The organism is Leptospira chreensis (genome assembly GCF_016919165.1).
In the GTDB taxonomy this organism is placed as follows: Bacteria; Spirochaetota; Leptospiria; order Leptospirales; family Leptospiraceae; genus Leptospira_A; species Leptospira_A chreensis.
This window is the reverse complement of record NZ_JAFFPS010000069.1, coordinates 1-23,504: the sequence shown is the minus strand read 5'-3', so window position 1 is coordinate 23,504 and position 23,504 is coordinate 1. Positions and strand designations below refer to the sequence as shown.

25 protein-coding genes and 1 pseudogene are annotated in these 23,504 nt (G+C 41.1%); 18 read left to right on the top strand and 8 right to left on the bottom strand.

Features of this window, described 5'->3' with window-relative positions; all coding sequences use genetic code 11:
- A partial coding sequence (locus tag JWG41_RS18085) for a response regulator (RefSeq protein ID WP_232374096.1) occupies window positions 1-435 on the top strand: 435 nt, incomplete at its 5' end.
- 21 nt (window positions 436-456) lie between these two features.
- Here the strand turns inward: JWG41_RS18085 and JWG41_RS18080 are convergent.
- Complete coding sequence (locus JWG41_RS18080; protein WP_205271211.1) at window positions 457-1,683, bottom strand: lipoprotein LipL46; 1,227 nt, start codon at window positions 1,681-1,683, stop codon at window positions 457-459.
- Window positions 1,684-1,734: 51 nt separating this feature from the next.
- Here JWG41_RS18080 and JWG41_RS18075 point away from each other — a divergent pair, with 51 nt between their 5' ends.
- From JWG41_RS18075 to ychF, 6 genes are read left to right on the top strand one after another with little or no spacing between them, the layout of a single operon-like run.
- Complete coding sequence (locus JWG41_RS18075) at window positions 1,735-2,979, top strand: exo-beta-N-acetylmuramidase NamZ family protein (protein WP_205271210.1); 1,245 nt, start codon at window positions 1,735-1,737, stop codon at window positions 2,977-2,979.
- A 7-nt stretch (window positions 2,980-2,986) separates the two neighbouring features.
- Window positions 2,987-3,580 carry an LIC_11883 family protein gene (locus tag JWG41_RS18070; RefSeq protein WP_205271209.1) on the top strand — a complete coding sequence of 198 codons (594 nt, stop codon included), beginning with the start codon at window positions 2,987-2,989 and terminating at the stop codon, window positions 3,578-3,580.
- Window positions 3,581-3,586: 6 nt separating this feature from the next.
- Window positions 3,587-4,459 (top strand): DUF2797 domain-containing protein, encoded by an 873-nt coding sequence (locus JWG41_RS18065; RefSeq protein WP_205271208.1) that lies wholly within the window; start codon window positions 3,587-3,589, stop codon window positions 4,457-4,459.
- Window positions 4,443-5,147 (top strand): RluA family pseudouridine synthase, encoded by a 705-nt coding sequence (locus tag JWG41_RS18060; protein WP_205271207.1) that lies wholly within the window; start codon window positions 4,443-4,445, stop codon window positions 5,145-5,147. Before JWG41_RS18065 ends, JWG41_RS18060 begins: the two co-directional genes overlap by 17 nt.
- Window positions 5,144-5,635: a hypothetical protein gene (locus JWG41_RS18055; RefSeq protein WP_205271206.1), complete on the top strand. Its 492-nt coding sequence runs from the start codon at window positions 5,144-5,146 to the stop codon at window positions 5,633-5,635. The genes JWG41_RS18060 and JWG41_RS18055 overlap by 4 nt, the downstream gene beginning before the upstream one ends.
- 48 nt (window positions 5,636-5,683) lie before the next feature.
- Complete coding sequence (ychF, locus tag JWG41_RS18050; RefSeq protein WP_205271205.1) at window positions 5,684-6,781, top strand: redox-regulated ATPase YchF; 1,098 nt, start codon at window positions 5,684-5,686, stop codon at window positions 6,779-6,781.
- Window positions 6,782-6,917: 136 nt separating this feature from the next.
- On the opposite strand, the gene JWG41_RS18045 is transcribed toward ychF, so the two are convergent.
- From JWG41_RS18045 to JWG41_RS18020, 6 genes are read right to left on the bottom strand one after another with little or no spacing between them, the layout of a single operon-like run.
- Window positions 6,918-7,442 carry a hypothetical protein gene (locus JWG41_RS18045; protein WP_205271204.1) on the bottom strand — a complete coding sequence of 175 codons (525 nt, stop codon included), beginning with the start codon at window positions 7,440-7,442 and terminating at the stop codon, window positions 6,918-6,920.
- Between the two features lie 18 nt (window positions 7,443-7,460).
- Window positions 7,461-8,030: an RNA polymerase sigma factor gene (locus JWG41_RS18040; protein ID WP_205271203.1), complete on the bottom strand. Its 570-nt coding sequence runs from the start codon at window positions 8,028-8,030 to the stop codon at window positions 7,461-7,463.
- Window positions 8,027-9,055 (bottom strand): hypothetical protein, encoded by a 1,029-nt coding sequence (locus JWG41_RS18035; protein WP_205271202.1) that lies wholly within the window; start codon window positions 9,053-9,055, stop codon window positions 8,027-8,029. Before JWG41_RS18035 ends, JWG41_RS18040 begins: the two co-directional genes overlap by 4 nt.
- On the bottom strand, window positions 9,052-10,395 hold the full coding sequence (locus JWG41_RS18030; RefSeq protein WP_205271201.1) for a CHAT domain-containing protein: 1,344 nt from the start codon (window positions 10,393-10,395) through the stop codon (window positions 9,052-9,054). The genes JWG41_RS18035 and JWG41_RS18030 overlap by 4 nt, the downstream gene beginning before the upstream one ends.
- An 11-nt stretch (window positions 10,396-10,406) precedes the next feature.
- Complete coding sequence (locus JWG41_RS18025) at window positions 10,407-11,537, bottom strand: cysteine desulfurase family protein (RefSeq protein ID WP_205271200.1); 1,131 nt, start codon at window positions 11,535-11,537, stop codon at window positions 10,407-10,409.
- Complete coding sequence (locus JWG41_RS18020; protein WP_205271199.1) at window positions 11,515-12,771, bottom strand: hypothetical protein; 1,257 nt, start codon at window positions 12,769-12,771, stop codon at window positions 11,515-11,517. The genes JWG41_RS18025 and JWG41_RS18020 overlap by 23 nt, the downstream gene beginning before the upstream one ends.
- Before the next feature lie 38 nt (window positions 12,772-12,809).
- Between JWG41_RS18020 and JWG41_RS18015 the strand changes: the two genes are divergently transcribed.
- Genes JWG41_RS18015 through JWG41_RS18005 form a run of 3 tightly spaced genes read left to right on the top strand, consistent with a single transcriptional unit; the run spans window position 12,810 to window position 16,744 of the window.
- On the top strand, window positions 12,810-14,810 hold the full coding sequence (locus JWG41_RS18015) for a tetratricopeptide repeat protein (protein WP_205271198.1): 2,001 nt from the start codon (window positions 12,810-12,812) through the stop codon (window positions 14,808-14,810).
- A complete protein-coding gene (locus tag JWG41_RS18010; protein ID WP_205271197.1) occupies window positions 14,807-15,595 on the top strand; it encodes a hypothetical protein in 789 nt (262 codons plus the stop codon). The genes JWG41_RS18015 and JWG41_RS18010 overlap by 4 nt, the downstream gene beginning before the upstream one ends.
- The gene (locus JWG41_RS18005; RefSeq protein ID WP_205271196.1) at window positions 15,596-16,744 is read left to right on the top strand and encodes a CapA family protein; all 1,149 of its coding nucleotides are present in this window, start codon (window positions 15,596-15,598) and stop codon (window positions 16,742-16,744) included.
- Here the strand turns inward: JWG41_RS18005 and JWG41_RS18000 are convergent.
- Window positions 16,699-17,481, bottom strand: coding sequence for a hypothetical protein (locus tag JWG41_RS18000; protein WP_205271195.1), 783 nt, complete (start codon window positions 17,479-17,481; stop codon window positions 16,699-16,701). The two genes, JWG41_RS18005 and JWG41_RS18000, sit on opposite strands and share 46 nt — an antisense overlap.
- Window positions 17,482-17,573: 92 nt before the next feature.
- Here JWG41_RS18000 and rpsF point away from each other — a divergent pair, with 92 nt between their 5' ends.
- The 8 genes and pseudogenes from rpsF to JWG41_RS17960 all read left to right on the top strand — a co-directional run.
- Window positions 17,574-17,849, top strand: coding sequence for a 30S ribosomal protein S6 (gene rpsF / locus JWG41_RS17995; protein ID WP_002973803.1), 276 nt, complete (start codon window positions 17,574-17,576; stop codon window positions 17,847-17,849).
- Window positions 17,842-18,285 carry a single-stranded DNA-binding protein gene (locus tag JWG41_RS17990; protein ID WP_205271194.1) on the top strand — a complete coding sequence of 148 codons (444 nt, stop codon included), beginning with the start codon at window positions 17,842-17,844 and terminating at the stop codon, window positions 18,283-18,285. The genes rpsF and JWG41_RS17990 overlap by 8 nt, the downstream gene beginning before the upstream one ends.
- Before the next feature lie 63 nt (window positions 18,286-18,348).
- Complete coding sequence (gene rpsR, locus JWG41_RS17985) at window positions 18,349-18,642, top strand: 30S ribosomal protein S18 (RefSeq protein WP_232225885.1); 294 nt, start codon at window positions 18,349-18,351, stop codon at window positions 18,640-18,642.
- A gap of 9 nt (window positions 18,643-18,651) precedes the next feature.
- On the top strand, window positions 18,652-19,098 hold the full coding sequence (gene rplI, locus JWG41_RS17980) for a 50S ribosomal protein L9 (RefSeq protein ID WP_205271193.1): 447 nt from the start codon (window positions 18,652-18,654) through the stop codon (window positions 19,096-19,098).
- Between the two features lie 21 nt (window positions 19,099-19,119).
- Window positions 19,120-20,463: a replicative DNA helicase gene (dnaB, locus tag JWG41_RS17975; protein ID WP_205271192.1), complete on the top strand. Its 1,344-nt coding sequence runs from the start codon at window positions 19,120-19,122 to the stop codon at window positions 20,461-20,463.
- 12 nt (window positions 20,464-20,475) lie between these two features.
- Window positions 20,476-22,281: an aspartate--tRNA ligase gene (gene aspS / locus JWG41_RS17970; RefSeq protein ID WP_205271191.1), complete on the top strand. Its 1,806-nt coding sequence runs from the start codon at window positions 20,476-20,478 to the stop codon at window positions 22,279-22,281.
- A 1-nt stretch (window position 22,282) separates the two neighbouring features.
- The gene (locus JWG41_RS17965) at window positions 22,283-23,290 is read left to right on the top strand and encodes a PhoH family protein (RefSeq protein WP_232374094.1); all 1,008 of its coding nucleotides are present in this window, start codon (window positions 22,283-22,285) and stop codon (window positions 23,288-23,290) included.
- Window positions 23,287-23,504: pseudogene (locus tag JWG41_RS17960) on the top strand (hypothetical protein); the annotation flags it as partial. The gene JWG41_RS17965 and the pseudogene JWG41_RS17960, both read left to right, overlap by 4 nt.

The following is a 23,504-nucleotide window of genomic DNA, read 5'->3' as shown; positions in this document are numbered from 1 at the left end:
GGAAACGGTTTGGGGCAAGGGAACTTTATTTCGAATCAAACTCCCCATAAAAGTATGAATCAAAAGTCCGCAAAACGTAAGTTACTCTATGTGGATGACGAAATTTTGAATTTGTATTTGTTTCGTGATTACTTTCGAAACGAATACGACGTGATTCTGGCCCAATCTGGTGTAGAAGCCATCGAAGAACTAGCTGAGAATACGGATGTGCAGTTTGTGATTAGTGATATGCGAATGCCTGAGATGAATGGTTTAGAATTTATCTCTAAAGCCAAAGAAATTCGCCCCAATATTGTTTATTGTATTCTAACGGGTTATGACCTCACTCCAGAAATCCAAAAAGCGATTACAGAAAACAGAGTGGCTCGTTATTTTTCGAAACCCTTTGATCCTACAGAGATTGGTTTGTTTCTCTCTGCAGGAAAAGGGGATTGAGTTTGAGTTTTGACTAAAGGTTTATTTTCCTCTAAACTCGGCTTCCACAACTCCTCGTTTGGAGCTATTGATACTTAAAGTTTTGCTACTTAAGAAACGGAAACTCGAATCTTTTTTATACATCAACTCTTCTGCAAACATGGATTCTTTTCCAGGATAAGTCAGTTCCCATTCTGATCCCCCAACTTCCGTTTTGCGGTCATTGATTTGTTTTACTGAAGTGTATTCCATCAAATCGTTTTTGAAGTTAATGGCATCTTCGAGTCCGAGACCTTTAAATTTTAGAATAACGGTATTTTGTTCCGTGAGTTTGAACCATTCGTCTTTGATTTGTTTGCCGACTTTTCCAGAGACTAAGTTGGACCAGTCTTTGACTGCTTGTTCTCTCGAAACTTCTTGTGTGATATCAGCACCACGTCCTTCCAAACTTCCTGATCCAAAAATTTTACCATCACCCCAAAGTTGAATGATACGGTAAGGACCTGTGGCTGCGGAACTTAAAAAATCTGTTTTTTTCCCACCAGGTAAGACCACTGGTTTTTGGTCTGTGGTGGTTACCTTTGCGATAATCAAAACTTCCGCTCCCGAATCTTGTGCCAGAGTGAGAAGGGGACTTCCTTCTTCTACAGAAGTGAGATCCAGTTTGGCAAGGGTCGGATTTTTTTTGAGTAAGGCTGTGAGCTGCGAACTATCCACAACTTTGTTTCCTTTGGCTCGGAGTTTTTCGATGAGTTCTGCTTCCGCAATATTGGTTGCCGATCCAATCGGATAGGACTTTCCATTAATCACTGTTTGCACAAGGACGGCGATCCTAGGATTTCCTACATCGTCCAGAAGTGCATCTACCGCCGTGGAAAGTTTGGTTGCTTCCACTTCGCAGCGTACGTTCAAACGGATCATGTCTTGGGTGTCCAATTTCCATGGTTCTTCGCTGATGATATCGTATTTTTTTACGAAACTGTCGGTTTTCCCGTAGAGTTTGGAGCCTAGGGATTGGCCATCAGACACTCCCGATTTCTCCGTAATTTGTTCCCCCACGAGTTTGCGGATGGCGTTGAGTTTTGCGTCCTTCAAAGCCTTATTCCTTGCAAGAGCCAAGTCTCCTTGGTAGATAGGTGCCTCTCCCATTGCTGTAACCACGTTGTCTGGCAGCGTGGGTTGTTTCTGGGCTGAATTGGATCCGGCACATGCCAAAATAGTAAGGATGAGAACTCCGGTTAAGGGAGCCAATCGAAGTCGGTTGAACATGAAGGACATTTCTCCTTGAAGATTTGCTATATTATAGAAACATATACTTACATGACCAATTACTTTTTTAGGTTTTCTCTCTGCTTTCTAGTCCTTGCTTGCCATGGGAACACAGTTCCGCAATTTCGCGTCCACCCAGCCGATTCCGAGTTACGGGTGTCTTCGGACATTTTTTATGAAAAAATTCTCCCGACCATGGCGGGAAAAAAATTGATGCTTGCGACCAATCCTTCTGGAATTGGAACCAGTCCAAAAAAAATCATCACATCCTTAGAAAAATATAAAATCACTCTCGAACATTTAATTGGTCTCGAACACGGCTTTTTGGGATTGGAAGAAGAATTTAGCCAAACTCCTGTTACTATGGACGCAACATTCAATCGTCCTTTGTATCATATCTATCGAATCAAAGATGCGGAATTACGAGAACTCATCAAAGAAGTGGACTATGTGGTCTTTGATGTACAAGATGTGGGGATGCGCTGTTATACTTATTTGAGTGTTCTCAAGCGCCTTATGGATGCAATGAAGAATACCAAAACCAAACTCATTGTCCTCGATCATATCCATGTGGCTATGCATCTTCCTCCTATGGGTGAAAAAATGAATCCTCGGAATTTGAATTTTGCTGGTGAGTTTCCTTCACTTCTCATCACAGGGATGACTGTGGGCGAGGCGACTCGGTTTTATAATAAAGAATATTTAAAAGACAGTGTGGATGTTCTCATCGTTCCGGTAGAAGGATATCGTCGCGGAATGTACTTCGAAGACACGGGAATTCCTTGGACCACACCATCACCAAACTTACCTATGGTGGACTCTGCAAGAAACTATCTTTCCCTTGTTCTTTTGGAAGGAGTGAATGTATCCGTGGGTCGAGGAACCCAAGCTCCTTTTGTTTACTTTGGAGCTCCTTGGATGACAAACCCTGAGGAACTTGCGAATAAACTTGCAAGTCTCGGAAACAAATCTTATTATTTTTCTCCTGTGTATTTTAAACCTACTTTTGGTCCTCATAAAGGTAAAATCTGTTCGGGTCTACGAATGAATTTGGTTCGTCCGGATTATGATCCCATCCAACTCGCGTATGATCTAATACGCCTTATGAAAGAAACCTATCCGAATGATTTCAAATGGAGTAAGGGAGCTACAAACCACTGGGTGGATCAACTTTGGGGGAATGACCATTTCCGCACTTCCATCAATGAAGGAAAAAGTTTTTCCGAATTCCATCAAACGTATTTATCAGATGAAGAAAACGAAGCTAAAAAAGTCGCTCCTTATTTGTTGTACTGAGGTTATGATGAAACGAACTCTAATTCCATTTTTTATATTTCTTTTTGCTCTATCGGTGTTTGCTTCTGAGAAGGAATTAAAAAACATTCCTAAAAATAAAGCAGCCAAGGTTTTGAAATCAGTGGCTTATGCCACCATTCGTTCCACTCTCCTTGTGCCTTATGGCGAAGGAGTTGAAAAGGAATCCACTTACACACCTTGTTCGGAAAACTTTCCCACGATGCCGGGAGACTTTCCTTGTAACTATTTGGACTGGGAAGGAACCACACTCGAGGTGGCTCCCGCATCCGGTGTGAGTGAAGGGGAATCTACTGACAACACCGACCCGGAAGATGTTTATCCGGGGGGAAAGGTTGTCCTCAAACAAGTGAAACAAAAATCTCCTAACTTAAATGGGAAGGTTGTATTGCTTGGAGAAGGAGAAGATCAATTGAAACTTTTCTACGGGCCCAAAGGTCAAATTTCGCATTACCTATATCGCCAAACCCTTGTTATTTTTAAATGGAATCTTTCTGGTTCGGAACCGAGCCTAATTGGACTCCTTTTTGTGAATGTGAATCGGGACTACTTTCCGGAAGTGGTTAAGGAATACTCGTTCTAAAAAACTATGCCCATACTCCAAGGTTATGTAAGGAAAATGTCGCATAAAGGGATCTCGCCTGTTTCCTATTTTTGGGAAACAGCGACCTATAATGAAGCTGACAAAAAAGATCTTACAGCCAAAGAATCCACATCGGTTACTCCCGTGGAGTCTTTGATTGGAAAAAAAATTACCCTTTCCACAAACGATGAAATTCGTTGTTTGCATTGTGGTAAAAAAACAAAGAAATCTTTTAGTCAAGGTTATTGTTTCACTTGTTTTACGAACTTAGCGGAAAACGATCTTTGTATCCTAAGGCCCGAAACCTGCCACCACCACAAAGGAACTTGCCGGGAACCAGACTGGGGGCAAAGGAATTGTTTTAAAAAACATACCGTTTACTTTGCCAATTCCAGTGGACTCAAAGTGGGAATCACAAAAGAAAATCCTGTATCAAATCGTTGGGTCGACCAAGGGGCAAAGTTTGGGCTTCCTATTTTGGAAGTGGAATCTCGTAGGGATGCGGGAATTTTAGAACATTATTTGAGTCAATTTTTACCAGACAAAACCTCTTGGCAAAAGATGGTGGCGGGCGATCCACCTGACATGGATTTGGTGCGTGAAGCAGGTAAGTTTTTAAACCATTTAGAAAAAAATGAATTCCTTTCTCCTCCTGACAGTAAGTCCAAACTGGTTTGGAAAAGACTTCCTCTAGACCAGGTCACAGAAATTAAGTATCCTATCGATTCCTATCCTGGAAAAATCAAATCACTCAAACTGACAAAAGAGACTCCGATCACAGATACCCTTGTGGGAATCAAAGGACAGTATCTTTTGTTTGCATCTGGAGTGATCAATATCCGAAGTCTCTCGGGTCTCTGGATTGAAGTCTCCACGTAGACAGATTCGTCTGAAAGGCGGATTCACAACCAACATCCTCTATGAATGTGATGAGTTTTTACTCGCCGAAAAACCGGAAGGCCTCCCAATACATGAAACCAAAGACCCAAACCGAAAAGACTTCACAAGACTCCTCGCAGGTTATCTAAATCTTCCGGAACTACGGACGGCCAACCGATTGGATTTGGGAACGAGTGGGATTGTCTTACTCGGTAAATCCTCAGATAAAAATAAGGAAATCGATTCCTTACTAGGGGAGGCTGACAAAGAGTATATTTTTTTATGTTCTGGGATTCCTGATTGGAAAGAAAAACGTTTTGAATGTTTTCTCCGGGATGGGAACAAAGAAGTAGAGATTGTAAGGAGTGGGGGAAAAAAAGCCATCACCGAGTTTCGGATTCTTTCTCTTCATCCTAAAGAAAACCTATCTTTTGGAATGGCAAAAATCCTCACAGGAAGAAGGCACCAAATTCGTGTTATGCTCCGTGAGCTCGGGCATCCGGTTCTTGGTGATCCGGTGTATGTTGCATCCGAACCAACGACCAAAGAAATTCGAATGTATTTGCATTCCTTTCGATTGTGCTTTACCGACTTTCAGGGTGAAAAACAGTGGGTGGAGACAGAAATCCCCAGCGAATTTTCTGCCAGAGTGGGACAAGTCCTATCTGTCACAAACCAAACAAAATGAAAAACGAAGTTTTCCATCTTTTTCTAAAAGAACAAAAATTATACAAAATCCTCTCTCGGATTGCAAAATATGTTTCGATTTGTTTTCTCATCATCTATTTGTATTTGTTGTTTAGCTCAAGTTATACGGCAAGTCCTCTGATTGTGGTGATTAACTATCTGGCAATCCTTACCAGTTTTTCGGGAATCATTACCTTTAAATGTTTTGAGATTCCCACCCTTATTTTGGATGTTTTTACCAAGGGGGAGTCCGCTGCGTTTTTTCAATTGGGAATCGAAGAGCGCCAATTTGTTTGGAGAAAAGCAGGTCGTGAGGACATTTTGCCCCCGGATCCCAGCACCCAGTTCATTGTTGCTAGTCTGCATTTGTATGACCGTTACCCTTGGCAACGCATTGCAAAAATTTACTCTGTGGGATATTTGGTCGTCATCCTAACTTCTATTTTTTATCTCACTTCTGTCTATCTCGAGAACGGATTTCAAAACTAAGAAAGCAATTTTCCTTGTCTTACGGTCTCTTGGTAAAAACCTATCCGTATGGCTTTGAATTGTGGAATTGTAGGTCTCCCGAACGTCGGTAAGTCGACTATTTTTAATGCACTCACTAAGGCAGGAGCACAAGCTGCCAACTATCCGTTCTGTACAATAGAACCCAACACCGGTGTGGTGGAAGTTCCCGATGAAAGGCTGAATCGTTTGGCCGATGTGTACAAACCAAAACGGACCATTCCCACAATGATTGAATTTGTGGACATTGCCGGCCTTGTCAAAGGGGCAAGCCAAGGGGAAGGCCTTGGAAACCAGTTTTTATCTCATATCCGTGAAGTGGATGCCATTTGTCATGTGGTTCGTGCCTTCCAAGACGAAAACATAACGCATGTTCATGGTAAGGTAGATCCCATCGAAGACATCACTGTCATCAATTATGAACTCATCCTTGCCGATTTAGACAGTTTAGAAAAACAACAACAACGTGTGGCAAAAACTGCAAAAACAGGAAACAAAGAAGCCGTTGAAATTTCTGCTGTGATGGATAAAATCCTGGATGCTTTGAAAAAGGGAAATCGTGCCTCCACTGTGGAACTTGGTGAAGAAGAAGGGAAAATTGCTAAAAAATTCAACCTCATCACCATTAAACCCGTGTTATATGTTGCTAATATTTTAGATACAGATGTAAAAACCACGGAAAATCCACTAGTAAAAACTATCATTGATTTTGCTTCTAAAGAAGGAGCACCTGTTGTTGTGTTATGTGGAAGGTTCGAAGAAGAAATCTCAGGACTCGAAAAAGACGACCAAATTGCCTTTTTAGAAGAAATCGGAGAAAAAGAATCGGGTCTATCTCGGATGATCCGCGCTTCTTACAAACTTCTCGGACTTTTAACTTTTTTTACTGCAGGTGTGGAAGAGGTGAGAGCTTGGACTACTCACCAAGGAAGCACAGGTCCAGTGGCCGCGAGTGTCATCCATTCTGATTTTGAAAAGGGGTACATTCGTGCTGAGGTGATGCGTTACGAAGACATCGATCGCACGGGAGATGGGGCCAAAGTCAAAGATGAAGGGAAACTCCGAGTGGAAGGGAAAGAATACATTGTCCAAGACGGGGATGTCATTTACTTCCGAGTGAACGCATAAAAAAAGTCCCGACTTTCGCCGGGACTCTTAAGTGTGAACTAGTTTGGAAAAGAAAGTATGTTCCTGAAAGTAGGAACGTTTCTTACCTAATCAATGCACGCTTCTGGTGAGTTTATTGCATCCACCAGAAAAAAAATTAAGACTGTAACATAAAATGATACCGGCCGATTTCTTTGCCGGACTCAAAAATGGCTAGTTCTGGACTGGAATCCAAAGTGATGGGAGAATCAAACATGGACTGGGTTCCAAGCTTTGGAAGGGTTTCCACGGGAGCTCCATCCAAAAAAAGTTTGGCCGAGAGACGTTCACAGTTGGAAGCCTCAACGGATAAAAAGACCTGGTTCTTTTCCGCATTTGGTTGGAAAACAAAATCAAAATCCCTGCCACCCACTTGCCTATGGACTCGGAAAGCCGCACTGGAACCGCGGAAGGCAAGATCCTGCGAGAGAAGGTTCGTCTCCCCCAAATCGCTTGTGAGGAGTTTGAGTTGGTCTTTGATAAACTGTAGGTAGATCTGAATGGCGGTGGTTCCTGTGGGGAGAACGGTTTCTAAGATCCGATCCACCGTAGGAGAGTCCGCATCTTCCCCTTGGGACATGAGGTATAGGGCTTCTTTTAATTTGAGTCGGTTCATAAATTCATTCGGATCTTTTGGTTCCATAGTATTTATTTCCCCCCGCTAAGGCTTTATTTCCTTTGTCAGGATTTTTTTTATCTTTTCTTTCGCTCGATTGGCGCGTGCAAGCACCGTTCCTAGGGGAACTTCGAGGATTTCCGCAATTTCTTTGAATTTGTATCCTTTCAGGCGCAGGATGAGGATTTCTTTATGGGCATCATCCAGGCTGTCAATGAGATCGTAAAACTCCTGTTTTTCTTCCCAAGCAAAGTAGACTTCCTCTTGGCTTTGTCTATCATCCAAAATATCGATACTAAGATCCAAAGAAATTCCTTCTCTATAATCATACCGACGAATGGATCTTGTCTGAGACATACTTATATTTTTAGAAATTTCGCTAATGTAGACAATAAATGCAGGGAGGCTGTCTCCTTTGAACTTTCGAAGGAGTTGGTAGTCGTTTTCGGTGAGTTTGAGATAAACTTGTTGGGAAGTGTCTGTCACTTCTTCTCTAGGAACGTAGTGGGCGCAGGTTCCCATGATGAGTCTATGAAACTTTCGGATGAACTCTTGCCAGGCAGCACCTTTGCCTAAAAGGCAGTTGTCGATTAACTTCCGAATCTCATCACTCATAGTTCTTCTATCGATTGGACGGAATTTTTACAAGATATCAAAACATTTTCTAATCTTTTTTGAAAATGATGAGAGCGGAATAGTGTTTGTTTGATGAACCGAATGCGACTTTGGTTCGCTTGTGAAAAAGAGGATTGGTCTTTGGTTCGGAAACGACCATAGTCACTGAAAAATCCAAAAAATCCTAATATTCGAATTTTCTGATTTGTATTTGGAATTTCTTCTAAACAAGTTTGGAATTCTTTTAAAGAGGGAGACCTTTCTGGATTAAAATCGGGGTCTACACTCCATTCAGCAAGTAAACTAAAGTAAAATTTTTTTGATTCTGAATTTTCTTCGTTTAGGTTTGCGGCAGACCAAGGATTTTGTTTCGAATAATAAAACAATTGGTAAGTGTTTTTGTTTTGTTGTTTCATATCCTGTAATAGGCGAAGAATTAATGTTTTTCTTCTGGTTTCTGGCATTTCAGAATACAAAACCCTATTGATCGCGAGTGTATATTCTCTCTCTTTCCCTAAAAATAAAACTTCATGGGATTTGTATAAATTAGAAAATATATAAATGGTTTTTTCCCATTCTTTTTTAAGTTCGCTTACGAGTGGGGCAAGTTCTTCGTTTGTAATTTCTGTTTCTAAAATTTCTAATTTAGGCAACACAATCAAATCAAAGATTTTTTTCTTGGTTTGTTTTTCTAATTGGGTGAGTTCCTCTTTGGAACCTTCCGAACATTGTTTTACGGTTAGGATGGCATCATAAAAGGAAATGTATCGAAGGATTTCTGTTAGGTCTTTGATTTCTGGATGGTTGCAGGTTTTCCAATAGTATAAAAAATCTTCTTCCTCTTCGAGAGTTTCTCTTTGGATCATGTCGCGAGTTTGGATTCCGTAGGCTTGGCTGATTACGCTTTGGTGCGAGTCGTAGGAATTCCAAATCTCATCAAAGGATTTTGATTTGGGAAACCATTCGGCAACCAAAGGTAATGATATACAAAAAAGGAGAAATGAGGTTTTAATGAGTGGTTTCAAAATCCACTCCTAGTTTTGAACTCGTAATACATTTTTTCTTCGGAGTTTTCATTCGAAAAAATGGATTCGAGTAATTCTCTTTTTTGTGTGTCGTCGAGAAACTCATGTTTTGTTTTTAAAAAACTCGCTGCCATTTTGCGAAATTCGGAATTTTTCAATTGGGAAATTCGATCCATCAGTGCATCCTTAGGCAAAACAACTGGTTCTTTTGTTTTTTTGTTTAGAATGGGTTTTGGTTCTGAAATATCAAAATTCTCTAGCTGGATAGGTTCTTTCCTGTTATCTAAAAAGACAATACAAATAAGTAAAGATAACAAAACAAAGGTGATTCCGATCGTTCGTTTGGATAAATTGAGTTGTTTTTGTGTAGAAAAATGAACTAAACTAATCGCCGTTATGATTTCTTTGGATGAACCTTTGTATAAGTTTTTTCGAATTTTTGCTAAGGATTGGTGCGAGTTTTTTGTTTTCAAATAAGAATCCCAAAAATTGATTCCAATGGCTTTTGCCATATTTGTCTCTACGGGAAACAAAAACCCGATCACTTCTTTGGCACCGGCTTTTAGAAAACTCGTGGTGAGTCCTGATTGTTCGATGGAATCAAAAGAGGAATGGCAACTATTCAAAAAAACGAGATGTAAGTTGGAAAAGGAATGTCCTGAAATTTCTTTGGAATATAAGTAATCGTTGGCTCCGAGGGGAATTCCTTTTTTTTCCGTATGCCCTGCATAGTGGAGATACTTTACTGAACTAATTTCTTCTGTCAGGCGAACTCTGGTTAGTTGAGTTTCTTTTAGAATCCGTAGACTCATTTTTTTTTCAAAGAGGGGAAAAAGAATCGAACATTCTTCATTCACGGTTGCGATTAAATTGGGTTTTACTGGGTTGCAGACAAGTAAGATTGAATCTGCCTTTTGTGAGTTTTCTTTTTGAATGGTATCAATCCGAATCCCTCTCCTGAAGTCCTTGTTTTGAAATAAAAAACCTTTGTCTGTGCGCAAAATTTCCCAAGGAATGGGGGAAAATTCTGGGTCGATCAGAAGTTGGATCGAACCTTGGAATCCTGGATTCCGCCAAAAGGGAAGGGACTTACCGAAAACAATTTGTTCTAAACTATCTGATTTTTTTGCTAATTTATCTAGGAATTCTTCTTTGTTTGGGTTTTGCGAGAGAACTCTCTCGGCAAACAAAGCCCAGTCCTTTTGGAATTCACCGAGCAATTTTCCTGAAAACCTAGTAGTTCTTTCTACGGTTCCAAACTGCTCTTGTTTTTCTTCCCAAATGCATTCCCCGTCAGTGAATTCCTCTCTGGAATATTTTGCGATGATTCTAAGTTTCACTGGTTATCACTTTAACTAAACTTATGGATCAAATCTTCTGTGGCAGCAAGTAAGGCATCGACTTCTTCTTTTGTGGTAAAGTATCCTGTGGAGATGCGAATGCAACGTAACGCTTCCTCTTCTGTATAACCCATATAAAGAAGTGATTTGGATGCTTCGCGCGCGCGCGACTTACAAGAACTTCCCGTGGAAACGAGAATCCCTTTTTCTTCCATCCCGAGTAAGAAAAAATCCACTGCTTGGATGGGAAGGAGGAGGAAGGTAGTATTCGGTAGTCGCTCGGAAGATTTAGCAATGATCTGACAACCGAGGGACTCTGCTTTTTCTTCGATGAGAGATCGAAACTCGTAGAGTCTTTTGTTTTTATCTTCCAACTGGCTTAGTTGGAGTTCGGAGACTTGTCGGAAACATTCAATCGCAAAAGTATTTTCTGTTCCGGCTCTATGTTCGTTTTCTTGGTTTCCACCACCAAACACATGAAAGTGGGTATTGGCTTGGGGAAGGTAGGTCACAGCAGTTCCCATACCCGCCCCAATTTTATGTCCAGAAAAAGTGAATCCATCAAAGAATGCATAGGAAAGAGGAACTTTCCCAAATCCTTGCATGAGATCACTATAAAAAAGTTGTCCGTATGCCTTTGTTAGGTTTTGAATCTCTTTTGCCGGTTGGATGACACCAGTTTCGTTTCCTGCATAAAGACAAACCACAGGCCTTGGATTTTCTTTTAGTTTTTTTTCTAAATCATTTAAATGGATGATCCCTGATTTGTCTGTCGCGATGAGATCGGGAATGAATCCATAGGATTCTAATGCCGCATACATACTCGAATGTTCAAAAGGAGAGACGATCACAGAATCTAACTGCGGATAGAGGACACGTAAACTTTGAATGAGAAGGTAGTTTGCTTCTGTTCCTGTGGAAGAAAATACAAATTGTTTTTCCTGACCCTTGGTAAGGGAGGCAAAATACTTCCTAGTTTGTTCGATTTTCCCTTGGTTTTTTAAGGAATACCGAGTGATCCCCGAAGGATTGTAAAATCCTTCCAGGTAATCTGCCAAACAAGTTTCCAGAATTTCGGGAAAAGGGGGATGAGTGGCATTGTAATCAAAATACTTTAGATCATTCGTTAAATGGGATTTCATCGGCTTCTTCATAGCGACCCAGTTTGCGCAGGACGGATCTTGTTAAATTGTGATAAGGTTTTAAGATATCGTCTTTTTTGCCACCTATACTTCGTTCATCGACATTTCTAAGTTTTGCTTTTAAAGCGTCGAGAATGGCGAGGCTTTTTGCATTTTCTTTTAGTTTATGATAAGACTCTGCTTCTTTCGATTTAGATTCAAATTCATGGACGAGAAGTGCTGGCACATTGATGTCTTCAATTTCAGAAGCCAGTTGGATGTTTGCCGCTTCTTTGAATTCTGTGGCTGCTCGTTTGTAATAGATTTCCTCTTCCGAACCGAGTTGGAAAAAAAGTTCCCCACGACGAAATTTGAATTTTAAATATTCTCTTTCATCAGAACCAACAAAGTAAAGAATCCTTTCATAGATATCATCCATCTCTCTTGGGGAAAAGTTTTTCATTCCTGTGAGTAGGATTTGGCGGAGTAAAGATTCTAAATAATCGTTGGCTGAGACTTCGGAAAAATCACTGCGTTTGATAGAAGATAAAACTACACTTCGTTTTTGAACTGCACTAAGACCACTCGGAACCTTTTCTAGATCGGTCAGTTTTTTTAATACATAGCTTTCCGTTTCTAACATATGGGTTTTGTAACCCAAAAGGATTTCACTCGGCCGACAACTCGCCCAGGCCACGGATTCAATTTTTTTAGGAGCAATGAGTTCGGGACCAGAAAAACGTAACGCGCGTTTGTAGTAGTCAAGAGCGGTGAGTACGGCTTCAATATGAGAGTTCCAATAATCTTTGGGATTGGGCCCGAGAGTCAGTTCCCCTTGCGGAGCCATTTTTAAGAAGAGGGGAGAGCCCCATTCTCTTGCTTTTTCCCGCCAAGTCAGTTCTAAAAAATGATCTTCCACATGTTCTTTACTACGGAAGTACAAACAGGCCTTTTCCATCAGCGCCAAATCCAAAGGTAGGATGGTGCCACGAGAGTTTTCATCGGCACTAAAGAATTGATTTATGGTTTGGAGTATGTCTGTTCCCCCTTCCTTTCGTCCTTCGAGCACAGCATCCCCTTTGGCGATGAGTTGGTGTGCGATTCGAGGATTGGGATAACCAAAAAACGAATTGTAGGCGAGGGTGAATTTGGCAAGGATCGTGTCCTTGTTTCTCAGAATCCATGGGAAAGTGATTGCCCACACGATGAGAACAGCCAGGATGTATTTTAAATTTTCTCGGAAGATTTGGTTCAAGGATTGTCCCTGTTCCCGATCTTTGCCGGAATCTACTGATGTTTCAAGCAATTAAAACTCCAAACCGTCCCTTCCTCTTTGTTTTCTTTTGTTTTCTCTCTCTTTCTCTGTTTGCCACCGAGCCTGGGACAAGAATCAAAGAATGTTCCTTGTTAGATCCTGGAGTTCCGGCTGATTTTTTCTTTTCGCGTGCCCTGCGGGAACAAGTGGATGGATTTCAGGCAGCCCAGCGTCGTAAACCGGAGGATTCCAAACTTTCCTTTGAGCGTTCTGTTTCCTTTTTGGATTCTTACCACCTTTGCCTAAAAGAAGTGGGAAAAGAGCCGAGTGCTCTCAGTGCGGAAACACAAAGTTTGAACTATTTGGAGCTGGGAAGTTTGGACAAGGCTTGGGAATGGTCTGAAGTTGCCAGAAGCAAATCTCCGGAAGTTTCCAAAGACCAAATCCTTTTACAGACAAGGATTCGCATCCGCCAAGGGGAACTAGCCAAAGCTTCTGATGTTTTAGAATCTTCTCTACATAAGTTTCCGAACGATCCCGATTTTTTATACCTGCTTGGGAATATCAACTTTGAGCGTAAACTTTGGAACCAATCCATTTTGTATTATACAGCACTTTCTTTTGTGATCGAAAGACGGGACACCCATTCTAAATACAAATTTCTCACGGCTAAGGCATTAGGAGAGCTCAATTACAAATTGGATCATCCCAAGATTGCCATCAAACGGTATCAGGAATACACCGCCTTTTATAAAAACGATATGGAAGTTCTGTTTCGTTTGGCACAAATCTATTTTGTGTTAGTTGATTTTAAACATTGTCGTTTGTATTTAGAACAAATTCGAGAAAAAAATCCAAGAGATATTGATGCCTCTCATATGCTGGGAGAAATTTATTTTATGGACGCTCGTGAGAGTGCTCCGACTTACTTTGCCACGCTGAAAAAAGAGAAAAAAATTCCCAAAGAAGGAATCATCTACCTGCTCGATCGTTTTCTTAACGGTTCAACTACAGGCCTAGAGGTTAAACTAAAAACCTATATCCAAGACAATCCCGGAAGACTTTCTCCACGCATTGCTCTTTTGGAACTTGCGGATAAAGAAAAACTTTCCGATTATGATGCACTCAATTCCGAAACGGCACAGTATGCTTATGAATATAGACAATACTTAACGGCAGAAAAAATCCTACGCCGTGGTCTCTCTCGCATTAAAACAAAAGAAAATGCGGAAGAAGAAAGGTCTTTGTTTTGGGAGAAGATATCTTCTTGCCAAGAGATGTTAGGACAGTGGAACCATTCTGTGATGGCAACAAAAGAAGCCATTACGCTTACTAACGAAACGGAAAAATCTTTTAGATTGCGATTTCGTTTGGCTTACCTCTACCTCCAAGGAAACTTAAAAAAAGAATCTTTATCCGTTTCTATTTTGTCGGAAACAATTCAGGAAAATCCGAGCCCCACTCATTATTACTTAAGAGGCCTTGCTTATTTCCAATTGGAAAAATATAAAGAAAGTGCTAGTGACTTTACAGAAGCCATCACACTCGATCCTAAAAATCCAAATTACTATTTCTATCGGGCCACGGCCTATGATAAACTGAAACAGTTTGGTGATACAGAAGCAGATCTAAAAACAACCATCACACTGAATCCAAATGCTTCGAATGCTATGAACTATTTGGGATATCTTTATGCGGAAAAAGATATCAATCCAGAGGATGCGTCTAAACTTTTAAACCAAGCCGTTTCTTTGGAACCGGACAACCCTGCTTACCAAGATAGTTTGGGTTGGGTATTGTATAGGAAAAAAGATTACAATCGTGCCTTACTCCATTTGAATTTTGCGGCCTCTCTCGCTTTGGAAAGAGGATTTGAAGATCCAGTGATCTATGAACATCTCGGAGATGTGTATTTAGCAAAAAAAGATCCTGTGAATGCTTTGCAGTTCTTTAAACTTTCCGAATCCAAATTAAAATCCGAAACGAGTAAAGATCTCGTAGCTAAAATCAAAAAAGTCCAAAAGGAAATTTCGGAATGAAAAGATGCATCATCCTTCTTACTGTTTTATTGTTTTTTGTTTCCTGTCAGTCGGCAGAAGTAGAAGACCCCAATTTCATTGGTCGGGATAAAGAAAAATACCATTCGGCTAAAGAGGGAGAATCCAAAACCTTACTGAAAGAAATTTTGGACAAACAAACCGAATTCCAAAGTTTTAAATCTGAGTTTTCCATGCAGATCCAAACATTTGTTCCTAAAAAAGATAATGTCTATTTGGATGGGAAACTATTCTTTTCCAAAGAAACCAAACAGGTAAAAATCCAACTCATGGATAGTTTTTTTGGGATGGTGTTTACTGAACTCATTGCCGATCCAAACCAAATCCAAATCAAACCCACAAACACGAAAGAGATCCAAACCCTTCCGATGGGAGACATTCTCATCCAAGACCCAACGACCAATAAAAAATTTGCCATTCCTTTTCCCGTGATTTATGAATACCTCACAGGAACCTATTTGAGTGAAATCCAAAAACCTAATGCAAAATTCAATACAAAAGATTCGCGCATTGCTCTCACAAAACCGGATGGGGAATATGAGTATTTCTTTAAAGAAGGGCATCTGGATCGTTTGGAACTAGCAAGCACCAAACGTGGGTTAAAAGCCATAGCTCTTGTAAAAACCAAACCAGAACAAATCCATCCTCCGAGAGAAATCACAACCAAGGTTATTAGTCTAGATACAGAAAAGGAAAACGTCCTCATCCTCATTAAGTTGAAAAAATCCCAAATGACGGAACCGCCGGCAAATACCTTCCGCTTCTAAATGTCTTCATTTCGATTTTTTTTCCTTCTGGTTCTCGTTTGTCCGTTACTTGTTTTTTCTGCGGACATTCCGGAATCAGAAGAGCCTAAGTTAGAACTCCCCATAAAGGACCTTTATCATTTTCGGACCGAAACGGGGGAAACGATTCAATATCCTAAATCCACCAAATTATGGTTTGGTGGAGATGTGATGTTTAACTGGGGAGTGCGGGATTCGATGCGATCGGAAGATCCATACTTTTCTTTTCGCAGTTTTTCAAGTTTTCTTAAGAATTTCGACTTCCGATTTCTAAATTTAGAAACACCCATCCTTCACAAAACTCCAACCGCGGACCAAAGAAAGTCCTATGTATTCTTTGGGGAAAGAAGGGATTTGATGGTTTTACGAATGCTTGGGATTGATGGGGTTTTTCTTGGGAATAATCATACCATGGACTTCGGAGAAAACGGACTTTTCGATACCTTGGATCTACTCGATGAGTTTGGAATCCGTCGTACGGGTGCTGGCAAAAATACAGACGATGCCTTGGTTCCGATTACAGTTACCAAACAAAATACAGAGTATCGCATTTTTTCTTTTTCTGATACGGGAGAGACAAGGCTTTTTTCTGGAACCAAATCTCCTGGTGCGGCCTACTTTCGTGTGGGAACCGCAGAACGTTTGATCAAAAAAACAAAACCAGGTCAGGTGAACCTATTGTCTGTTCATTGGGGAGTGGAATACAATCCTCTACCCATGGATACGGAAAGAAATGCCGCCAAATACTTGGTAGGTGCTGGATACAAAGTCATCATTGGTCACCACCCGCATGTGCCACAAGGAATCGAAGTATTCCCGAAAGGTGTTGTGATTTATTCTCTAGGAAACTTTTTCTTTGGATCCAAAAACCAATATTTAAAACACAATATCTCTGTAGTTTTACATTTTGATGGGGAAACATTACAATTTGTAGAGGTGATTCCAATTTTTGGAAAACACCAATCTCTTCCCGGGGATCATTATTTTTTTCCTTTAGGCCCTAAAGAGGCAGAAAGTTTTTTAAAAGAATATTCTATCCTTTGTAAACAACTCGGAACAGAACTTGTGATCTCCGGGGGAAGGGGTTATGTTTTTTTAGATAAGGAACTAAAGGCCAAACTAAAGCCGTAGTGGAACCAACTGCAAACAAGTCCCACCGCAAAAAAAGGAAAACTAAGTTCGAGTAAATTGGTTTTATAAATCGAAAACAACTGCAAGAAAAAACCGGTAAAAAATAGAATGGATGCGGTCCGTAAAATCCAACCTTTTTCATATAACCAGAAGTAAACGGAGACGATCGCCAGGTATCCAAACAAACAAAACCATTTTAATTGTGATGTGGGTTTTAGATATTCCAGTGAGGGTGCCATCTCTTCGGCTGTTTTTGCATCCAGAACATTTAGGATTAAAATGTTTTCGATTAAGTCCGCAAATCCTGCGATCACTAGAAGTAAAACCATTCCCATAAAGATCTTTAAAAAGATCGGTCGCACCTTCCTTCCGGCATAATGGCCTGTATAAGTGAGAAAGGCCAAATAACAGAAGATAAACCCAAAGTCAAAATAATGTACCCTTCGGTATTCGGAGGAGAGGTGGAAAAAATCAATGGTGTCTGGGATTCCAATTAGGTCTTGGACTTGTTTGGGGGTTTCTGCCATCTCGAGGCCGAGTAGGGTGGATTCAAATCCGGAGTGGTTGTCGAGAGCCGGTTCTTTCGGGGTGATGTGGTTTAAAAAACCAGCATATAGTGCTAAAAATAGGCCAAGTCCCAGGCCCCAAACTTCTGGAAAATTTGATTTTTCACCCATAAAAATGTTAGAAATTACATGGAAATGGAAGGGTTTGGGAACTCCAAGAAGAAATTCCATTGACCCATGCCCCCATTGGCAAAACCCTAGTGGAAACTAACAAATTCTTCTACCTACAAGTGTTTCTATGTAGGTATACCCATAGGAGAAATATGAGAAACTACGAAATCACGAATATTCTTCGTGAAGGTAATGTAGAAGAGACGAAGTCTGCAGTAAAAGACTTACTCTCCAAATACAACTTCACGATCCAAGGCGAAGAGGATTGGGGTTCTAAAAGACTCTGGCATCCCGTTGGACAAGACGAACAAGGTCACTTCACACTCATCAAGTGTTCCGGATCCCCTACAGAAGTCTCTAAGATCGAACATGAGTTTAAACTCAATGTAAACATCTTAAAAACCCTAGTAATCAGGGCAAATGGCTAACGATCTCAACAAAATACTTATAATCGGTCGAATGACCCGTGATCCGGAATTTAAATCGGTGAACGGAAGTTCTGTTGTCAATTTTTCAATTGCGAATAACAGAGTTTATGTGACTAACGGTGAAAAGAAAGAGGAAACTCATTATTTTGACTGTGTTGCATGGGGCCGACTCGCTGACATATTAAAACAATATGCTGGCAAGGGAAAACAAGTAGCGATCGAAGGTAGACTTCAACAACAGTCCTGGGAAACTCCTGAAGGCAAAAAAGCCTCTAAAATCCGAGTCTATGTCGAATCCGCACAATTACTGGGCGGACAAGGACAAGGCGGCGGTGGATCGGGTGCAGACCGTTCTGAAAGTTCCAATTCTTATGATTCCGGCGTAAGTAGTGGTTATGATGATTATCCAGCCGGTGATGACGACATTCCTTTTTGATAGGTTATGACAATGAGCGAAACAGCAAATATTGATGATACAAGAACAGATTCCCGCGAGAGTATGGACGGGTTGGAAGACGACGAAAAAGGCGGTTTCCGTGGTAAAGACGGAGAAGGCAAATTCGGTCGTAAAAACGCAAAATATAAAAAGAAAGTATGTAAGTTCTGCGCTGATAAAGCCTTACTTGCAGGGCTTGATTACAAACGAGTAGACATCTTAGAAAGATTTGTTACCAACCGTGGTAAAATCATTCCAAGAAGAATCACTGGAACTTGTGGCAAACACCAAAGAGCTCTAGCTCGTGAAATCAGAAAATCCAGATCTATCGGCTTATTGCCGTTTAAAGTTCTGTAGGAGTAACGGATGAAAGTTGTATTGCAAAAAGATGTATTGAATCTTGGTGATGCTGGTGATGTGAAAGAAGTTGCTGACGGTTATGCGCGTAACTTCCTCATTCCTAGAAGATTTGCAGTCCGTGCAAATGATGGAAACACAAAAGCCGCAGTTCACCAAAAGAAACTTGCAGAACTAAAACGCGACAAACGCGTGAAAGTGATGAAAGAACTTTCTTCTTCTATCGAAGGTAAAACTTACGAGATAAAAGTGAAAGTGGGTGAGAACGACAAACTTTTCGGTTCTGTAACAGCAAATGATATTGCACTCGCAATCAAAAACACTGGAGTAGAACTCGACAAACGCAAGTTAGATTTAGGTGAGCCAATTAAGTCAGTAGGCGAATTTAAAATTAAAGTTCGTTTGGCTGAAGGTGTTGTTCCTCAAATCATAGTTAAAGTCGTCGGCCAAACATAGTTTTACGCTAACGCTTTTTCGATGAATTCTAACCCCCTTCAGGAGATAGAGTCTGAGAAGAACTTAATCGGTTACCTACTTATGAGAGGGGTAGCCGGGCAGGAAGACTTAGGTCTAAGCCCGGATGACTTCTATATGGATAGCCACCGGCGTGTCTTTGAAGCCGTTACAGACCTTATCGGTGAAGGGACAAACATTGACCTAGTTACGGTCACAAACCAAATGCGGGAAAAACGTCTTTTTAAAGATGAATCCCGTGACTTGGAATACATTACTTCTCTCTACAAAGATACCGTTCCTTTCCAACCCCTAGAATACTATGTCCGTCGTGTCAAACGTATCTCTGACCGTCGTAAGTATGTTGAAGCATTAAACCAAGCCATTGATAAAGTCAAAATAGAACCTGGAGAAAACGATTCTGTATTCAGTCTCGTAGAACAGTCGCTAATGGACATCTCTCGCCAAGAGAGATCCAAAGGTTTACGAAAAGTAAAAGATGATGCCAACGCACTCATTGATTATATCAAAAATGTGGTGGCGGCAAGCCAAAGTGGAACGGGTGGAATCAATGGATTAAAAACCCATTTTACCGGCCTGGATCTGGCAACCACAGGTCTTAAGTCACATGAACTTATGATCCTTGCGGCCCGTCCTGGTAACGGGAAAACAACATTTGCTTTGAATATTGCGGCAAACGCAGCTCTCAAAGAGCGTAAAACGGTTGTTATCTTTTCTCTAGAGATGAGTCGGATCGAATTACTTTTGAAACTGATCAGTGCGGATGCAAGGATTGATTCCTACGCCTTAAAAGCAGGAACACTCACTTCCGCACAGATGACCCAACTCAAAGACAGTATTGGAAACATCACATCTGCAAGTTTGTACATTGATGATTCTGGATATTTGACTATCCAAGAATTTTCGGCAAGGCTCCGCCAACTTCGCACAACGGAAGAAGTAGGGCTTGTGATTGTGGACTACTTGCAGCTCATGAGTGATCCGAAAGCTGCGATGGGGGGAAGGCAACAAGAGGTTGCCAATATTTCCCGGGGACTGAAACAAATGGCAAGGGAAGTGGGATGCCCCGTCATCGCTTTATCGCAGATGAATCGTTCCATTGAGAACCGCTCCAAAGACCAAAGGCCACAACTTTCCGACTTACGGGAGTCAGGTGCCATTGAGCAGGATGCGGACATTGTATGTTTTATATATCGGGAGGAAATGGTGAAACCTCCCGAAGAGCTTGACCCAAACAAAAGGGGAATGGCTGAGATCATCATCGCCAAAAACAGAGCGGGTGCTACGGCAGATTTTCCATTGATGTTCAATCCGAAGATCAGCCGTTTCGACAACGTTCCATTATAAAGAGGTTTTCAATTGAATCAGTGGGTTAGTTCCGAATATAAAAATAGAATTCGTGCAACGAGTGTATCGGATGCATCTGTCGGTAAAACTTTATTCCTTTCTGGATGGGCTTTCCGTTACCGCGATCAAGGGGGAGTGATCTTTATTGATCTTCGGGATCGTTCTGGAATTTTACAAATTGTAGCTCGTAAAGAAATCTTAGGCGATGACTTCTCTAAAGTAGAAAAAATTCGTTCCGAGTTTGTGATTGCTGTGAAAGGAAAACTTTCGCTTCGCGATGCTGAGTCTATCAATCCTAAAATGGAAACCGGCAAATACGAGTTAATTGCCGAAGCTGTAGAAATTTTAAATACCTCCAAAACTCCTCCTTTTACTTTGGATGAGTTTGATCCTTCTGGGGAAGAAATTCGTTTGAAGTATCGATATCTTGATATGCGTCGTGAAGAACTTCGCGATCGTTTGGTTTTGCGCCACAAACTAACATTTGCTCTTCGTGAATATTTAGACAGCAAATCCTTTTTAGAAATCGAAACTCCCATTTTAAATAAATCCACTCCCGAAGGAGCTCGTGATTTCCTTGTTCCTTCTCGTTTGAATGCGGGTGAGTTTTATGCTCTCCCACAATCTCCTCAACTCTTCAAACAAATTCTTATGATTGGGGGAATGGAACGTTACTTCCAAATTGTAAAATGTTTTCGAGATGAAGACTTACGTGCGGACCGCCAGCCTGAGTTCACACAACTCGATATGGAGTTTTCTTTTGTCACCGAAGAGGACATCCGTACTGAGATTGAGGCGATGTGGACACATTCCTTAAAGAAAGTTTTTAATTTAGAACTGAATGCTCCTTTTATGACCATGCCCTATCATGTGGCGATGGAAGAATACGGATCAGACAAACCAGACATCCGTTTTGGAATGAAACTTGTGAATGTATCCGAGATTGTGAAAGATGCGGACTTCCAAGTATTCAGTGCTGCTGTTTCTGGTGGCGGAGTGGTGAAGGCCATTTGTGTTCCTGGTGGTTCTGTGATTTCTCGTAAAGAGATCGAAGACCTAACGGGTTGGTTGTCACGGGATTTCCGAGCCAAAGGCCTTGCTTATATGAAACACGGAGCAAATGGACTCGAGTCCACCATCACCAAACGTTTCACTCCTGAAGCCCTGGAAGCGATTGCAAAAGCCGTCGGTTCGAAAGAAGGGGATATGGTTTTCTTTGGAGCCGATTCTTCTAAGATTGTGAATGCCTCACTCGGCGCTCTTCGTTTGAAATTATCTGATAAATACGATCCACCTAAGGTTCCTTATAGTTTCCATTGGGTAGTGGATTTTCCTATGTTTGAATTGGATGAAGCGACTAAAACCTGGACCTTCCTCCACCATCCATTCACTTCACCAAAAGAAGAAGACTTCGACAAACTTCGCGATTGGAAAGCTGGGAAATCAGTTGACCTTTCTACGATAGGTGCTAAAGCTTATGATCTAGTTTTGAATGGAACAGAAATTGGTGGGGGTTCGATTCGGATTCACAATCCAGAAATCCAAAGCCTAGTTTTGGAAGCGATTGGAATCGGAGAAGAAGAGGCAAAATCCAAATTTGGATTTTTACTCGATGCCCTTTCTTTTGGTGCGCCACCTCATGGGGGAATTGCTTTTGGTGTGGATCGGATTATGATGTTACTTACGGGAGGAATTTCCATTCGTGATGTCATCGCTTTCCCAAAAACACAAAAAGGAACTTGTATGATGAGTGAAGCACCGGGGTCAGTGGACGCCAAACAACTAGAAGAATTAAAACTCAGGGTAGTCACTATCTAATATGGATGAAAGTTTTACATTTCAGGAAGAATCCCTCTACCAAACTGTATGTGGGATTGGAGACAGCAAACTCCCGTTATGGGAAAGTCGCCTCAATGTAAAACTCATCCCCAGAGGAAAATCTCTCATCATCCAAGGAAGCGAGGACCAAGTCCAAGTTGCCTTGGATACCTTCCATAAAGTGGAAGAAAATTTCAAACGTAGACCAGACAAGTCCGACTATTCCTTTTTTGATATTGATTACTTAGTGAATAAGGTAAAAGATTCGAGTGGTGGTTGGCCCACGCCTGGTTCTTCTGATTTTCAAAAAGAAGGAGAGACTTGGACTCCGAGAGACAAAATCTTTGTTACCTTTAAAGGGAAACCTATCTTTCCTCGCACCAAAAACCAGGAAAGTTTTGTCGATAGCCTTCATAAAAACTACATCACCATTGCTATGGGTCCTGCCGGAACTGGTAAAACATTCTTATCCATAGCCTCCGCTTGCCGAATGATGCAAACAGGGGAAGTCGATCGGCTCATCCTCACTCGTCCTGCCGTAGAAGCGGGAGAGAATTTGGGATTTTTACCGGGTGATTTGACCCAAAAAGTAAATCCATATCTACGCCCCATCTATGACGCGTTACACGAATGTATTGGTTTTGAAAAAACAAGCGAATACTTACAAGTCGGTAAAATTGAAATTGCTCCCATTGCTTTTATGAGAGGAAGGACTCTCTCTCATTCCTTTATTATTTTAGATGAAGCGCAGAACTGTACTTTGCCTCAATTAAAAATGTTTCTCACTCGGTTTGGGAAAAATTCTAAAATGGCGATCTCAGGGGATGCCACCCAAATCGATTTGGCTCATGGTCGGTCGGGACTCGAAAAAACTGTTTATACTCTTCGAAATCTGAATGGAATTGAAACGATTTTCTTTGGAAGGGAGGATATTACACGCCACCCGATCGTCGAATCCATTGTCAGACGATTTGAAGAAAACGAGAGTTTATTCTCCAAAAAACCATGAAAGCCATTTTAGATTCCTCCATGACCCAAGTGACAGACTTCCTAACAAAAGTTAGGCCGGTCTCTGTTGTGAGAAATATCCAAATCATTTTGGTTTCGCTTACTTTACTCTTTGTCACTTACGTACTTTCGATTCCCTTTTTTGGACAAACCAGTGTCAATACAGATCCTGATGGATTATTTTCGGAAGGTAAAATTGCTCCCGAAACCATCCA

Excerpts from the sequence above, each read along its gene's own strand:
- JWG41_RS18080 (WP_205271211.1), bottom strand. The coding sequence starts at position 1,683 with ATGTTCAACCGACTTCGATTGGCTCCCTTAACCGGAGTTCTCATCCTT.
- JWG41_RS18010 (WP_205271197.1), top strand. The coding sequence starts at position 14,807 with ATGAAAAGATGCATCATCCTTCTTACTGTTTTATTGTTTTTTGTTTCC.
- JWG41_RS18015 (WP_205271198.1), top strand. The coding sequence starts at position 12,810 with ATGTTTCAAGCAATTAAAACTCCAAACCGTCCCTTCCTCTTTGTTTTC.
- JWG41_RS18055 (WP_205271206.1), top strand. The coding sequence starts at position 5,144 with ATGAAAAACGAAGTTTTCCATCTTTTTCTAAAAGAACAAAAATTATAC.
- JWG41_RS18070 (WP_205271209.1), top strand. The coding sequence starts at position 2,987 with ATGAAACGAACTCTAATTCCATTTTTTATATTTCTTTTTGCTCTATCG.
- JWG41_RS18005 (WP_205271196.1), top strand. The coding sequence starts at position 15,596 with ATGTCTTCATTTCGATTTTTTTTCCTTCTGGTTCTCGTTTGTCCGTTA.
- rplI (WP_205271193.1), top strand. The coding sequence starts at position 18,652 with ATGAAAGTTGTATTGCAAAAAGATGTATTGAATCTTGGTGATGCTGGT.
- JWG41_RS17990 (WP_205271194.1), top strand. The coding sequence starts at position 17,842 with ATGGCTAACGATCTCAACAAAATACTTATAATCGGTCGAATGACCCGT.
- JWG41_RS18045 (WP_205271204.1), bottom strand. The coding sequence starts at position 7,442 with ATGGAACCAAAAGATCCGAATGAATTTATGAACCGACTCAAATTAAAA.
- JWG41_RS18040 (WP_205271203.1), bottom strand. The coding sequence starts at position 8,030 with ATGAGTGATGAGATTCGGAAGTTAATCGACAACTGCCTTTTAGGCAAA.
- JWG41_RS18000 (WP_205271195.1), bottom strand. The coding sequence starts at position 17,481 with ATGGAATTTCTTCTTGGAGTTCCCAAACCCTTCCATTTCCATGTAATT.
- dnaB (WP_205271192.1), top strand. The coding sequence starts at position 19,120 with ATGAATTCTAACCCCCTTCAGGAGATAGAGTCTGAGAAGAACTTAATC.
- JWG41_RS17965 (WP_232374094.1), top strand. The coding sequence starts at position 22,283 with ATGGATGAAAGTTTTACATTTCAGGAAGAATCCCTCTACCAAACTGTA.
- JWG41_RS18075 (WP_205271210.1), top strand. The coding sequence starts at position 1,735 with ATGACCAATTACTTTTTTAGGTTTTCTCTCTGCTTTCTAGTCCTTGCT.
- JWG41_RS18025 (WP_205271200.1), bottom strand. The coding sequence starts at position 11,537 with ATGAAATCCCATTTAACGAATGATCTAAAGTATTTTGATTACAATGCC.
- ychF (WP_205271205.1), top strand. The coding sequence starts at position 5,684 with ATGGCTTTGAATTGTGGAATTGTAGGTCTCCCGAACGTCGGTAAGTCG.
- rpsR (WP_232225885.1), top strand. The coding sequence starts at position 18,349 with ATGGACGGGTTGGAAGACGACGAAAAAGGCGGTTTCCGTGGTAAAGAC.
- JWG41_RS18065 (WP_205271208.1), top strand. The coding sequence starts at position 3,587 with ATGCCCATACTCCAAGGTTATGTAAGGAAAATGTCGCATAAAGGGATC.
- rpsF (WP_002973803.1), top strand. The coding sequence starts at position 17,574 with ATGAGAAACTACGAAATCACGAATATTCTTCGTGAAGGTAATGTAGAA.